Origin of the sequence: Calothrix sp. NIES-3974 (assembly GCF_002368395.1) — a bacterium.
GTDB lineage: Bacteria > Cyanobacteriota > Cyanobacteriia > Cyanobacteriales > Nostocaceae > NIES-3974.
In genome coordinates this window covers 3,584,537-3,599,441 of record NZ_AP018254.1, presented here as the reverse complement: position 1 = coordinate 3,599,441, position 14,905 = coordinate 3,584,537, and the positions used below count along the sequence as shown (strand labels likewise).

Annotated in this window: 12 protein-coding genes; 4 read left to right on the top strand and 8 right to left on the bottom strand. The window is 41.3% G+C overall.

The window, feature by feature from the left end; translation table 11 throughout:
- Positions 1-524: 524 nt before the first annotated feature.
- On the top strand, positions 525-1,298 hold the full coding sequence (locus CDC37_RS14520; RefSeq protein WP_096622655.1) for an MBL fold metallo-hydrolase: 774 nt from the start codon (positions 525-527) through the stop codon (positions 1,296-1,298).
- Positions 1,299-1,522: 224 nt separating this feature from the next.
- Here CDC37_RS14520 and CDC37_RS14515 read toward each other — a convergent pair whose 3' ends face one another.
- The gene (locus tag CDC37_RS14515; protein ID WP_096622654.1) at positions 1,523-2,704 is read right to left on the bottom strand and encodes a glycosyltransferase family 4 protein; all 1,182 of its coding nucleotides are present in this window, start codon (positions 2,702-2,704) and stop codon (positions 1,523-1,525) included.
- Positions 2,705-3,059: 355 nt separating this feature from the next.
- A complete protein-coding gene (locus tag CDC37_RS14510; protein ID WP_096622653.1) occupies positions 3,060-4,190 on the bottom strand; it encodes an ankyrin repeat domain-containing protein in 1,131 nt (376 codons plus the stop codon).
- 783 nt (positions 4,191-4,973) lie between these two features.
- On the opposite strand from CDC37_RS14510, the gene CDC37_RS14505 reads away from it, so the two are divergent.
- A complete protein-coding gene (locus CDC37_RS14505; RefSeq protein ID WP_096622652.1) occupies positions 4,974-7,169 on the top strand; it encodes a hypothetical protein in 2,196 nt (731 codons plus the stop codon).
- Positions 7,170-7,472: 303 nt separating this feature from the next.
- Here the strand turns inward: CDC37_RS14505 and CDC37_RS14500 are convergent, their stop codons facing one another.
- Positions 7,473-9,380, bottom strand: coding sequence for a DUF3352 domain-containing protein (locus CDC37_RS14500; protein WP_096622651.1), 1,908 nt, complete (start codon positions 9,378-9,380; stop codon positions 7,473-7,475).
- Positions 9,381-10,052: 672 nt separating this feature from the next.
- On the opposite strand from CDC37_RS14500, the gene trmFO reads away from it, so the two are divergent.
- Together trmFO and CDC37_RS14490 are read left to right on the top strand one after the other, a co-directional pair.
- Positions 10,053-11,387, top strand: a complete 1,335-nt coding sequence (gene trmFO, locus CDC37_RS14495; RefSeq protein WP_096622650.1) for an FADH(2)-oxidizing methylenetetrahydrofolate--tRNA-(uracil(54)-C(5))-methyltransferase TrmFO — start codon at positions 10,053-10,055, stop codon at positions 11,385-11,387.
- A gap of 250 nt (positions 11,388-11,637) precedes the next feature.
- Entirely contained in the window at positions 11,638-12,684 is a 1,047-nt protein-coding gene (locus CDC37_RS14490; protein ID WP_096622649.1) for a DMT family transporter, read from the top strand.
- Here CDC37_RS14490 and CDC37_RS25540 read toward each other — a convergent pair.
- The 5 genes from CDC37_RS25540 to CDC37_RS14470 all read right to left on the bottom strand — a co-directional run bounded on the left by CDC37_RS25540 (position 12,681) and on the right by CDC37_RS14470 (position 14,755).
- Entirely contained in the window at positions 12,681-12,809 is a 129-nt protein-coding gene (locus CDC37_RS25540; protein WP_255408809.1) for a hypothetical protein, read from the bottom strand. The genes CDC37_RS14490 and CDC37_RS25540 overlap by 4 nt on opposite strands.
- Positions 12,810-12,921: 112 nt before the next feature.
- Positions 12,922-13,314, bottom strand: coding sequence for a type II toxin-antitoxin system VapC family toxin (locus tag CDC37_RS14485; protein WP_096622648.1), 393 nt, complete (start codon positions 13,312-13,314; stop codon positions 12,922-12,924).
- Positions 13,307-13,549: a hypothetical protein gene (locus CDC37_RS14480; RefSeq protein WP_096622647.1), complete on the bottom strand. Its 243-nt coding sequence runs from the start codon at positions 13,547-13,549 to the stop codon at positions 13,307-13,309. The genes CDC37_RS14485 and CDC37_RS14480 overlap by 8 nt, the downstream gene beginning before the upstream one ends.
- A 523-nt stretch (positions 13,550-14,072) precedes the next feature.
- Complete coding sequence (locus CDC37_RS14475; RefSeq protein ID WP_096622646.1) at positions 14,073-14,426, bottom strand: DUF5615 family PIN-like protein; 354 nt, start codon at positions 14,424-14,426, stop codon at positions 14,073-14,075.
- An 8-nt stretch (positions 14,427-14,434) separates the two neighbouring features.
- The gene (locus CDC37_RS14470; protein WP_096626233.1) at positions 14,435-14,755 is read right to left on the bottom strand and encodes a DUF433 domain-containing protein; all 321 of its coding nucleotides are present in this window, start codon (positions 14,753-14,755) and stop codon (positions 14,435-14,437) included.
- Positions 14,756-14,905 lie beyond the last annotated feature (150 nt).

Genomic DNA, 14,905 nt, shown 5'->3' with positions numbered 1-14,905 from the left:
TCAGAGCCATTTGTAAACTCGTTGCTGAATCAAGCTGGAAATTACTTCAAAACAAAAATGGTACATTATTGAATTGATTCGATATTCTTCTTTTATGAGTAAGTTTTGGCTTTTAAATTGAATGATACTGATTAAAAAAAATGTTTCTAAGAGGATGTTTTAAAAGTCTGATGTTACACTTAACAAGCTCGTTTTTTGGGAGTAGGCAGAAGGGAATCGGGAAAGACGCGACATTTCGCGTCTGTTTCTCAAGATAAATATACCGTTTGAGGCTATTTACTCTCTTCAATCTCTTCAATCAGTGCTTGATAAAGTATTTATTGACACTTGAAAAACATCCTCTAACACACCCAGAATATAAGATGCAATATATTGGGTTTGGTCTAACAAAATTCATATGTGGCATTCTTCTTTCTCAAATTGGTATTATCAATTAGGTCATGATTGACTTTCATGGATTTTTGAAGTTAATTGACTAAAAATCTAACTAGTTACAATATAAAATCCAAAATCCAAAATCGATTATGCGTTTAACTTGGCTTGATAGTAATTCGTGGTTAATTGAAACCAAGCAGATGCGGATATTGCTTGACCCTTGGTTAGTAGGTGACCTGGTATTTGCTAACCAAACTTGGTTTTTTAGAGGATATCGTCAGCAACCGCGAGCTATTCCGGAAAATATTGATTTAATAATCCTTTCCCAGGGATTAGAAGACCATTCCCATCCTCCAACCTTAAAAGCACTTGACCACAACATTCCGGTGGTAGCTTCTCCCAATGCAAGTAAAGTGGTGAAAGAATTAGGCTACACCCAAATTACCACCCTTGCTCACGGACAGGAACAGATAATTCCTGGTAAATTGAAAATCACAGCGACCCGTGGTTCCCAAGTTGGTATGAGTTCCATTGAAAATGGTTATTTAATTCAGGACTTGGATGATAAGACCACCATTTACTATGAACCCCACGGTAATCACTCTCCCCAATTGCAAGATATACCTCCCGTGGATGTGGTAATTACCCCGACTATTAGTATCGACATTCCCTTATTGGGTGCGGTGATTAGAGGTTTAGAAAGTACGGTACAGGTTGCCAAATGGTTAAAACCCCAATATATTATTCCTACAGCCGCAGGGGGTGATGTGGAGTTTGAGGGTTTGCTTTCATCTTTGTTACAAGCTAAAGGTAGTAACGAGGAATTGCGCGCCTTACTGTTGCAAAATCAGCTAGACTGTCAGGTATTAGAACCGCAACCAGGGGAAGTTGTGGAAATTGGTCGGAGTATGGTTGGTCAGTAGGCAAAAGTTTTACCCTTAAATATTTTCGATAGGGATTTTCGATAGGAATTAGGGAATGGGGAGTAGGGAGTGGGGAAAAATCACTTTCATCTTCAAGAGAACTGTGCTACGCGCATCTGTGGTTTTGGGATCAGCACTACCTGTAGGCTACTTATACAGATTTGCAAAATGTTTGTAACACATCCACGTAGAGACGTATTATATTACGTCTCTACAAATTTTTTTCATTTCGGCATTAACAACACTTTCCTGATGTCTTCTGCTACCTTTTCCCAGGTAAAATGACTGAGGGCATATTCACGACACTGATTGCGGGAAGGAATGGGAATTTTTCCCTGTAGCGCGTCGATGATGGTAGTAGCGATCGCATTTTCATTGGTGGAGGAGGTAATTAATTGGGGGGAGAAGGGGGTGAGAATTTCTGGCATACCTCCGATGGGGGTGCAAATTACCGGAGTCCCACAGGCTAAGGATTCGACAATGGCTAGACCAAAGCCTTCAAAGGATTGGCTGGGCATAATAGTTAGGTTAGCAGCTTGATAGGCAATCGGTAAATCCCCATCTGGTAGAAAACCGACGAATTTGATATTATCCTCTAATCCGAGGGCTTGTACCTGAGCTTCTAGGGTTTCCTGGAGATATCCCCGTCCCGCGATCGCTAACCAAATATCGGGGATTTGGGTTTTAATTTGGGCTACTGCGTTAATCAGTTTGTCTAAACCAACTCGTTGTACTAAACGGCGGGCTGTGTATAAAATAGGACGTTCTGTGTGCCAGCCTAATTTTTCCCTAGCTGCTTGTGGAGAAAGGGTAGGTGCGAATCTTTCCGTTTCGGCTGCACCGGGGATAATATGGATTTTTGACCAGGGGATATGGTATTCTTGGTGGAGAATTGTACCGAAGGCTTTACTAAGAACGATAAAGCGATCGCAGCGATTGTAGGTACGTTGTTCGATTAACCAGCGTTTGAGGTTGTCAAGTAGTTTGTTCCTGTCGGTTTCTTCTTGACTTTCGGAGACCCAAGGACCGTGAAAATTAAAGGTAATCGGTACGTCTTTGGGTAATAAATCTAGAATTGGGGATGCATAGAGGGCAAAATGTAAATTAATTGCATCTGGTTTTTCCTGACCACGGGTAGCGCGAAATTGCCGACGACAGGATTGTAAACGGGACAGGATTGAGGTGTCCGGTGCAGCTAAATTAGTCAGTTTCAGGTGAGGATTGCTTGTTTGTGGTGGTAAACCCACACCACACAATTCCACGCGATCGCCTTTGGTTGTTAATTGATGGGTTAATTCGTATACATACCGTTCTAAACCTCCTGGACTGGTGGGAAACCATCCTAATCCTAAACATAAAATTGATGCGGATTCTAATTGCTGATAATTTTCACTTCGGTTCACCAAGTTTTCTCCTCGTCATTGAATATTTTGGATTTTGGATTTTGCGGAAAGTTGGGGAAGAGAAGTTACCGGGAAGATTTTCTTCTGACAAAGTTCTACGGTGGGAGTATCTCCCCGTAGACTTTGCGCTTTCCAGTAAACTTCGGGGAAGATTTATTCTTCCACAAAACCTTGCAACACAGATTTTGGATTATTTTTATCTGTTGGAATCATTTTTCAACATAGATATAGTAATCCGTTAAGGATTTATAAAATCTTACATGTAGATTTGTTGACTATTAACCATTGACAGTCATAGACAAAACCTTTCCACAGGGTACAGTCAAAACCGGGTGACAAAAAATGGGCAAACCAAAGATTAATTTTTTTGCTGTTGAATTAATTTAACTATTTCTGATTTTCCCAATTTCTCCGCAAGTTCTAAAGCAGTTTGACCATCCATATTTTGAGTATCAATATCTATACCTCGGGATATAAATAAATTGACAAATTCTGTTTGTAGCGACGTTGTCATTTCATTTTGCCGAATCACTTTCATCAAAACAGTTTCTTGATTGTAGGAATCAACTTCATTAATGTCAACACCATGATTTAGTAGTAATTTTGCAGTATCTAAATCTGGGTGTATAATTGTATAGAGGAGCAAATTCTGTTGTTTTTCTACTCCTTTTGCTAACAAAATTTTGATAATTTCTTGTTTGGCTTTACTTGGTTTCCACCTAGCCAAAACAGAATGCAAAGGAGATTGGTAACTGTCATTATTTACATTTGCTCCTCGATTAATTAGTACTTTCATTGCTTGTACATTCCCATGCATGGCTGCTAGAGTCAGAGCAGTAATTTTATCTTGATCCAGCATATTCAGATCCACACCGTTAGCAATTAATAATTCAATCATTGCCGCATTTCCTCGAATCGCTGCTTTGTGCAAAATTGTTTGTCCTGTCTTATCAATCGCATTGACATCAATTCCTTTATCAATAAATAATTGAACTATGGATTTATTATTTCCAATCACTGCTGCGTGTAACAAAGTTTGGTCAAGTTCAGTTTTAAAATTAATATCCGCACCTTTTGCCAAAAATTTTTCTACTTCTTGTTGATTTCCCGTATAAGCAGCACTAAATAAAAGAATATTGATGTCATTTATTTTAGGTAAATTCCACTTTTCTGCCACTGGTGTCACTGTCACTCCATCACCTAACCAACTAATATCAATCAGTTGAACCATTTCAATATTTTTACTGTTTAATTGATTTCCTGTGGCATCATAAAGATATACCGTCGCGGGAGCGTCGCTTCCCCCTCCTGGCATTGCAAATAACATTGGGTGTCTTTGTGTTAAAATAAAATATTTTCCATCTGGACTAATGATTGGATTTGTGAAATCGCCTTGAAGGGAAGTTTGAGATAGATACATCAATAAACCAGTACTAATAGTTAAAAAGCTCAAAATACCAACATATGAAAAATGAAATTTATTTACCATAACTCTAAAAATTATAATTTAACATCAGGTCGATGGGTTATAAACTCTGAAACTCTTGTCCAGTATCATTCGTAGGTAATCCAAGTTTCTAAAAACCTCCTAGTATATTGAGAATAAAATCATTCAATCTGGAATCAGTCAGTTATTGACTTTGTTCTCAACTAATGAATGAGGTTACTTTAAACTTTAACATTCAAAATTATTGATTTACAGGAATTGTAGCGTTTGCAATCTGTCGAATTCACGTCAATTTAATAAAAATTCTCGATATATTAGTCCACAAATGTTTCTGAAAAAGAAAGTATGCTGAAACATATATAAAAGTCTATTTTTATCTAAGTATTTTCCCTCTTTCTTTGCAATTATGATTGCCATAGGGAAATTTTCTCGAATCACTAACAATGCTTAGAGAATAAAGCTTTTAGGAGTTTTGTGAATCAACCGAATCCTGACGTTAAATAAATCTAATTTAAAGAAATAACCCTTAATGATGAAATTTTCATGAAATTAATGTTAGCTGAGGGTATTTTTGCTAGTTTACAAAATAAATCATTTCGACAGCAGTGATTAATGGGGAACCCCAAAAAACACAGTAGGTAATAATCGTCATGACATAAATTACACCGACACTGATGAAATTTGCTTTTTCCTACTCCCAATTCCCTACTCCCAACTCACTTATAAGTCAGGGATTAGTAAATATAATTACCCAATTAAATTACTGCGTTTTTTCGGAAAATCATCCAACAAACCAAAATAAATCATAAATAAATCATAATATTGATGATTTTTAAACACAATCAACACACAGCTACATTTTTTCGTCCCCTACTAGTTAAATTCATCCTGGGGATATTTGCCAGCGCTTTACTATTGGTATTGATTCAGACCCATTTTCAGCTTGGTAACGTTCCTATCACCCAAGCTTACAAAAGTTCCTCACCTACCCATAAAACCTCATGGATTGGGAACACCTTTGGTAATAACAACAAATGGGTACAAATCGATGTCCGCTCCATTTACGTCAGTGGTGATGGGACAATCTATACCAATAGTCCTTGGGACGAAGCCTCACGGGAAGCGGGTATCTATAAAAACGGTGATGTTATCGGCATGGCCAAGGATTTGCATGGTTGGGGTCGCTTGGGTGGAGTTGCCGTCACCGCCGATAGTAAATATATTTACTTAGCAATGCAGCAATTTTTTGAACAAAATGCTGACCCCAAATTCGATTATCCACCCAAGGGTACGGATTGGCACTGTGTCCGACGTTATACTCTGAATGGGGAACCTGCACCTTTTCCGTCGGGAAGGGGACATGATAAAAGTATGGCGATTGTCAGTACCGCGAATGAAGTTACGGGTTTAGCTGTAGCTGGGGATTTATTATTTGTCAGTGAAGGTAAAGGGAATCTGGTACATGTCTATAACAAGACGAGTATGCAGCCTATCCGTAAATTTGCGGTGAAAAATCCGGGTGCGATCGCAGTTGGGAAGGATAATACCCTGTGGATTGCCCAAACTGGTCGGGTATCCCATTATTCCCGTGAAGGTAAGCTGTTAGCGGGAGCGATTACCGATGTGGTGGAACCAACTGCTCTAGCGCTGGATAACCAGGGAAGGTTATTGGTGGCAGAGAATGGCCCTCGACAACAGGTATTAATTTATGCTTTGGGTAGCCAACCCAAGCAGGTAGGAACTTTTGGGGTGAGAAACGGTGTATTTGCGGGAGTACCGGGACAAATTCAAGACCAAAAGTTGTACGGTATTAGTGGCTTAGGGGTGGATAGGCAAGGTAATATTTATGTGAGTAATAATGGTTTTCATCGTTCCGGTGTGGATTTGCGGGCATTTAGTCCCAATGGTAAATTAAAATGGCGGTTATTGGGTTTACACTTTATTGATAATGCCGATGCAGACCCAGCTAATGATGGAGCGAGTGTATTTGCCAAGCAGGAACGGTTTGCAATGGATTACAGCAAACCTCCAGGGAAACAATGGAATTATACTGGCTATACGGTGAATCCCTTCAAATATCCCCAAGACCCCCGTTTACACTCAGCTCCCGATGCGGCAATTATCCGTCGTATCCAGGGACGTTTGTTAATGTACTTGATGGATATGTACGGGGGGAAGGTGCAAATATACCGATTTAATCCCAAAACCGATGGAGAAATTGCCATCCCTTCCGGTCTACTGGTGGGAACCGATCCCCAAGGAAAAGCTGCATTTAGCGGAACATGGCCACCCAATCAACCCCAAAAAGGAGAATGGATTTGGCGCGATCGCAATGGTAATGGTAAATTTGAAGCCCAGGAGTACGACCAAAGCGAAGATTATCCCTACATTGGGGGTTGGTCGGTAGATAGTCGAGGGGACATTTGGAAAACTCTGCGTACTCAGGATGGTAAGGGTATTCGTCATTTTCCGTTACAAGGATTTGATAGTCACGGCAATCCGATTTACAGCTATGCCAAAATGGAAAAACAAACCCATCCCGATTTTATTGGCGACCTGCGACGAATTGAATATTTCCCCGAAAGTGATACGATGTATTTATCTGGGTTTACCAAGGATAATCCGGCTGTTGGTAGTGATTATGCCAAGGATATCGGTTCGGAAATTGTCCGGATTGATAACTGGAGCAAAGGAAACCGTAAACCCCGATGGCGAATTGTTCTCCCAACTGACAAAAGTCACCCCCCCGAAGTCTTAACTCCTGTAGCAATGGATGTGGAACGCGATCGCATTTTTGTCACCACAGCCAAAACCTGGGAAGTCTTCGTCTACGACACCCAAACTGGTAAGCGACTGCAAACCCTAAAACCAGGTCCAGAAGTATCCGGAGAATTAGGTTGGGTTGACATTGCCTACGGTATCCGTGCTTACAAGCGTAAAAATGGCAACTTTTTAGTGTTTGTGGAGGAGGATTTCAAAGGAAAGATTATTATGTATGAGTTGCCGAAGGGAAATTCGTAATTCGTAATTATAGAAAAAAGAATGCGACGAACAAATATTATTGTAGAGACGTAATATATTACGTCTCCTTCTCACCACCGCAATACATGGGTGTTGCTGAATTTGGGTATGAATTATGATTATTTACATTTTATATTGAAACCACAATCGTCGTAGAGACGTGGCATTGCTACGTCTCTACACAACGTCAAATTTTCAATTCATATTTGTATTCAGCAACGCCATACATGAATATATATTTGAATATATATTAATATTACGCCTCCATGTATTACGTCTTCGTCTTACCACCGCAATCAGGATTTAATTCCCTGAACGGGAACGATTTGGAGCAAGGACAATCAATGAATCAAATTGTTCACCATTGGGTATCTGGGAAGCGGTGGTAGATAAACTATACACCGAACCAATGGCTTCCTTAAACGTGCGAAAATCCTGATTTGCATGGAATTCTGCGGGAACGAATCCATATATCCAGGAAAGCAGGGAACCCATATTCATGTAAAAGTATCCCTTGTTGGGTTTGGGCAAAGAATTAGTGGCAGTGGTAAAATTATAGGCAGTATTCAAAGGTGAACGGGGATTGGGAACTAGTTCCGCGATCGCACCTGCACCACTACCCATCATGATTGTATTGGGGTTGAGCCAACTGTAGGCAAATAAACTTTGATTTGCTTCCAATTCCCAACTAGTTACTGGTTGTCCCTGAATACTACGATTAGCAACTTTGAGCGCACCTCCACTGACGGATTTGAGTAAAGTTTCTAATTTGTTCAGGGTATTTTTCGCTACCTCTGGCTGCTGGGTTTCCACGACAAATCCAAATCCGGCATTAAAATTGGGCAAAATTGTATTTAAAAATCCGCCCTTGGTTGGGTATAGAAACAAACCATATTCCCCATCAATCCAACCCAGGATATCCTTGTCAAAATCTAAACCAGTGCTAGTACGGAAAAATTCCCTAAAACTATTTAAACCATCTTGGAATTCCTTGATTCCCCCGAACAGATTGACAATTCCTTGCCATTGTAAACTTAAATTGCTACTACTAAAACTAGTATAGGTAGCACCCGGCATTCTTCCCACCACTGGAACCGGTTTTGCATCCTTGAGTTGCTTATTAGCTGCATCTGGATGATTATGAATAGCAAACTGTATGCGTACACCTTCCGGTTGTAACTTGAATAAACCTTGGGAATAGCGATAGCCTTTATATTTATCTGGATTTAACAGGTCTTGAATAAACTGGGGTAATTCCACCTGTCCCATCCCTAAATTTGGATCCTTGAGAATATCTTGGTACAACACCATCGTTTCTCGCGGATTTTGGTAAAGAGAAATTAAAACCTCCTCAGATTGCGATCGCCTCCAAAATTCCTGAAAATCTTGATTATTCCCCAGATGATTCCCATTCCCTTGATAGTTATCAATCACCTGTTCAATTGCACTTCCACTCAACCCCGTCACCATATACCCCGGTAAACTAGCAACCGCAATCGTCCGAGATTGACCACCCAAAATAGTAGTTAACGTTTGCTCCGGTAAAGCCTTCGGTACTGGTTTTGGTTTCGGTGGAGTTGATAAATTCGGGGTAGTCACCTCATAAATTTTAATACCCTTGTAATCACGAGTTTTCACCCGTGTTTGGTCAGTTTCCAAAAAACCCAAAAACATCTCAGCACGGGATTGATCACGCACCGGAATCACCCCAATATAACTCGACTCCAAAGTTGCTAAACTACCCTGACGCTTCGGTAAAAACCCGAAGACAACCTGCTTACCCAACCAGGATTCCACATCCCGTTGATAATCAAAACTAACACCCTGGGGAGCAAACTGGGCGATCGCTTTTTCCGCTAAACTGTAGAGATGAAACTGCTGTAACCCCCGCCACTTTTTCGCTTCCGTACTCACAAAAATCAGATAGGGTGTATTGGAAGCAAACAATCGCTGCATTTCTACCACTGGTGTGGAGGGTGGCACTTGTAAAGGTAGAACCGGCTTTACCCGCGATTTCGTCCCCGCCAAACTTAAATTCTGGGCAACGTACTTGATATTACCTTTTAGTTCAGTAAATTCACGTTCAATACTTACCGTGCTGCGAGCAGCTTGTCGGGGAGAGCGAACATTAGCGGCATCAACAACACTCATATTGGTGGATAGAATTACACCAAGACTGACCGTAACTCCAATCGGAAACAGGGATTTCATGTGATTTTCTCTATCCTAGATTTTGTGTATTTTTTTACTAACACAGAAAAATCAGCCCCAACCTTAGTGCTTATTCGCGTTTATGAATGTAGCGTATTTTGGGGGCAAAATCTGTATTCTTCCCCTAGTCAACACAAAACTTAGAATTATCTGGGCAAAATCAAAATATTGGACTTCTGAGGAATTTTTTAGGGAGTAGGGAGTATTAGTAAAGAAAGGCATTTAGTTGCACTTTAGCGCTTTATATTAAAACTTTTTCGGAGCTAAAGCCAAACTATGAACCCGTCAGAACCTATCCTGAAATTCTCACAAGCAAGTTGTAATATCGTTTACGCTAATGCTTGCTACTATCAGGGGCTGTAACCGTTAATTATTCTAGTTTCATTTATTTCAAAGTACAAGATAGAAGTACAAGATAATCGATATAAGCCTTGAGTAACGGATTGATGTTCCTTCTACTCACTACTCCCTACTCCCTATTCCCTGTGAGTTTTAGGGTTTTGTGAGAAATGCGGGCTATGTGGTGAAGTAGTCGTAAATAGTGCTAATGCTTGTCTGAGCAAAACCGAACCAAGCAGTTAATGCCCTAAATACTTTATTATTCTAAAATACATACAGAAAGCCGTCGGACAAAGACCAGGCTCTAGACCCAATTTTTGGTAAAAATACCCCATGTCACAACAACCAATACATGTCATTGGCGGTGGACTCGCAGGAACCGAAGCAGCTTGGCAAATAGCCCAAGCTGGGGTTGCGGTAATTCTCCATGAAATGCGTCCACAACGCTTTGGAGGAGCGCATCACACCGAACATTTGGCAGAATTGGTGTGTAGTAACTCCTTTGGAGCCATGAGCAGCGATCGCGCAACAGGCTTACTCCATGAAGAGTTGCGACGTTTAGGGTCGGTGGTCATTAGTAAAGCCGATGAACACCAGGTTCCTGCGGGAGGAGCTTTAGCAGTGGATCGAGCTGTATTTAGTCAGGATTTAACCACAACCCTTACACAACACCCTTTGATTGAGTTGCGACGGGAGGAAATCACCACCATCCCTTCAGGAATTGTCGTCATTGCCAGTGGTCCATTGACAAGTCCAGCTTTAGCGGAAGATTTACGCCGACTGACGGGGATGGAATACCTCAGCTTTTTTGATGCAGCCAGTCCCATTATTGTCGGGGAATCGATTAATCGTGAGATTGCCTTTATGGCTTCCCGCTACGACAAAGGGGAGGCAGCATACTTAAATTGTCCCATGAATAAGGCCGAATATCTACGGTTTCGCGAAGAACTTTGTCAAGCAGAACAAACCGAATTAAAGGACTTTGAACGGGAAAGCGCCAAATTCTTTGAAGCCTGCTTACCCATCGAAGAATTAGCTCTCCGGGGAGAAGATACTATGCGCTACGGTCCCCTCAAACCCGTCGGTTTAGCCTCACCCAATGCACCCTTGCGGGAAGATGGTAAACCCCAGTGGGCCTATGCGGTGGTACAATTACGTCAAGAAGACAAAGCTGGGCAACTCTGGAATATGGTCGGCTTTCAAACCAATCTGCGCTGGGGTGAACAAAAGCGGATTTTCCGGATGATTCCCGGTTTAGAAAATGCCGAATTCGTCCGCTTAGGGGTGATGCATCGTAATACCTTTATTAATGCACCCCAATTACTGAATGCCAAATTGCAATTTAAAAATTATCCCCACATCCTCGCCGCCGGACAGTTAATTGGTACAGAAGGATACACAGCCGCCGCCGCCGGAGGATGGTTAGCTGGAACCAACGCCGCCCGCATAGCATTAGGGAAAGAACCTGTAGAACTGCCCAAAACCACCATGATGGGGGCACTCTTTGAATTTATTAGTACCGCAGCACCTAGGTATTTTCAACCAATGCCACCAAATTTTGGTATATTACCAGACTTGGAAATAAAAATTAAAAGCAAACCTGAAAGATACGGCAAATATCGCGATCGCGCCTTAGCTGATTTAGAAAATTGGCAAGCCACACTTTGAACCACAAATCACAAATTACGTGCGCGAAGCATTGCCGCAGGCTATTACGTAACCTGCTCCCCACGTAGCGAGTATTACAAATTACAAATTACGTACGCGAAGCGTTGCCACAGGCTATTACAAATTACGAATTACAAATCACTCCCCTTTTCTTATGAAATAGGTATTATTTACTGCCGAAACCGCCATGTTCAGGTAAAATTAAGTAAAGGAAAATAATATTTAGTTTACAAACTTGATAAAAAACCCCATGCAATCGATTGAGCGTGCATCCTGGAACCCCATCTCTGCCTTACTTTTAATTGCCCCCTTCTTTTTATGGGGAACAGCGATGGTGGCAATGAAAGGAGTTATACCCCACACATCTCCCCTATTTATGGCAGGAGTAAGGGTAATACCAGCTGGGGTGTTAATTTTAGTGGCGGCAATTTTCATGGGTAGACCCCAACCACGGGGATGGAAAGCATGGCTATGGATTTGTGGGTTTGCCCTGATTGATGTTAGTCTATTTCAGGGTTTTCTCGCAGAGGGTTTAGTGAGGACGGGAGCAGGTTTAGGCTCGATTATGATTGATTCCCAACCCCTAGCTGTAGCCCTATTGTCCCTATGGTTATTCGGCGATCGCATTGGTATCTGGGGTTGGTTGGGGTTAGTTTTAGGGGTGGGAGGAATTAGTTTAATTGGTATACCAGATGAGTTTCTCTTCAGTATTTTTACTGATAATTTGACATCAAATAGTTTGGGATGGCAATCGATTTTTGTAGGTGGGGAATGGCTGATGCTATTGGCAGCCCTGTCAATGGCGATTGGGACAGTAAGTATCCGTTTTGTCAGTCGTCATGCGGATGTGGTGACAGCGACGGGATGGCATATGATTATCGGTGGCTTACCATTATGGGGTTTGTCAGGTTGGAAAGAATCCCAACAATGGCAAAATTTAGCTGGGAATGATTGGATTGCGTTAGCATATGCAACCATATTTGGTAGTGCGATCGCCTATGGGTTATTTTTCTATTTCGCTTCACGGGGAAACTTGACTAGTTTAAGTTCGCTGACCTTTCTCACACCTGTTTTCGCCTTGTTATTTGGGAATTTGCTCCTCCAGGAAACCCTAACTAGTTTGCAGTGGACAGGTGTGAGCTTTACCCTCGTCAGCATTTTTTTGATTAATCGAAGAGATATGCTCTCTGGGAAAAAATCACCTGAAACCCTCAAGGAAATCACCAGCACATCCTCCCAACCTGTGAGTGCTGTGACTATTCCTGTACGAGAGTCGGAAGTAGATATGGTTCCTTAGTACCTTGTCCATCTAGCATTAGTCGATTCCTTCGCAGCCATTATCAGGTCTGACAATTCGCCAAGTTGCTTATCAATCAGCAGATTATTGAATCGCGCGATCGCTTGTTCAAGTAATTTGGTCATCGGTCTTAATCTATGTAGTGTTAGGTTGACGGTCGTATGCTTACTAACTTCACTTGGGTAATATTCCAGGTATTCGCTTTAAGGGGTTAATCCCAATGCGGTGTTAAGTTTTTCACTGGGGATAGGGTAATAGATTTAAATCTTGAATAAACCGGTAATCTCGTTGGTTCTTGGTAATGAAAGGATAGTTCCATGTAATTGCTGTAGCTGCGATCAAGCTATCGGCAATAAGTAAACCATGACTTAGCCGATACAAACGTAACAAATCAACTGCTTTATCTGATATGGGCTGATCGATCCCAAGTATGTCGAACTGTTGAAGAAACTTTTCGAGGGTCTGTAACTCTGACTTGTTAGCGCAGCCAACCATTAACTCCATTTGAGTAACTACGCTAATTGCCAGTCTAGAACAAGATTTTAGAACTTGTAGGCAACTCACGGCTTCAGGACTACCACGACCGATATCAATAATTATGTCGGTATCGATGACCGTTGAACTAGTCATGGGATTTTGACCATTCGCTTTCTCGGATATTGCGCACCCAAATAGTACTATCTAAATCCTGACGATCACGCCACATTCCAATAAATTCATTATTGACTAAATCTGTATTCAATCCTGAAGAGAGCGGTTCACCATATGTATACTTTTGTTTGAAAAATGTGATTAGCCTAGCTACTTGACTCTGTGCTTCAGCAGGTAGAGATAAAAACTCACTGAAAAGCTCTTGGTGTGTCATACTTGTGTTTCTCAAATAGTGTTGAGAATACCTTTGATTGATTTTATAGACTATTATACTAATTTGTTTTGTTCTTTTTCCCATAAATAAAGCCTTGCAAAAAACCACTCACGCTAAAATTAGGGTGGCAATTCGCCGAGTCGCTGATCAATCAGCAGGGTTTTTAATCGCGCGATCGCTTGTTCAAGTAATTTGGTCATCGGTCTTATACCCATGCAGTTTTCCCAGGACAACTTGTATCGAGTATGTCCCTATTAAATTTCTGGCGTTGCATAAGTGCGGGATGAATAAGTATTTGAAACCATCGAAAAATCGTTGAAAATGTGGTCAAATCATCCCCTAATTCAGCAACGCCAAAATTCTTTTTCTTTTATGTCCCTATTAAAATTAGGATTGCAATCAGCACAGTTCGTACTCCACGAATAATGAAAATAGATGAACGTTTCTGCTACTATGAGGATATAGTTGTTAGGACTTGACATCCCCGTGAGAATGATAATCGCCTACAAGCCTTAGAAACAAATCAAAGTGGAAACGTCATAATTTGATTGATCCATTCCTCAGCCGTAGATGCCTCCCAGACTAAGATAATTGCATCAATCGCCTCGCCAATAGGAAGATTCTGCGAAAGAATTAAAACACCTGAACTTGTTTGCGAAGCAATAAATTGGCCGAACTCTGTTGGCATGGTTTTGCGATCATGAGTGACTAGCACTCTGCCATTTTTTGCTGCAATTGCTAAAACATCTGAATCTTTGATCCCCTCAAGCTCTGCTTCATTGGCTGAACGAAAATCCAGCCTTGGTTGTCTGCGGAGTGTACCAGTCACGATTGCTTGTTTAAGATCCGCATCTGCCTGAAATCGAATTACTGTCATGCTGCACTTTACTTTTGGGCTTGAGCCGCTTTTAATTTCTGGTACAGCAAAGGACTTTTTTCCTGACACGACTTTTGTAGTTGTCGAAACTCGGCTTTGCCCTCTTCTAAGTAGGCATCCACAAGCTCTCGATTTGCAAGATAGAAAGTGATTGCACCATAAACTTGTTCCAGCGTCAGTAGTGGGAAATTCTGGGCAATGCTTTCGGGAGATTCTCCGCTTAAAAAAGAATAAACAATTGAATCGAGGGAAATGCGTGTTCCTACGATCCAATATCCTTTACCTCGCTGTTCGACATATTGCTTTATTTTAACTGGTGCTAACGCCATGAAACTAACGCTCACTCAATACCTATATAATAGGCGATGACCTGTAATTTTCTGGATTATTTCCCCTCAGATAGAGGGAGACCTAAGTATGATCGTCGATTTGCTGATCAATCAGCAGGGTTTTTAATCGCGCGATCGCTTGTTTAAGTA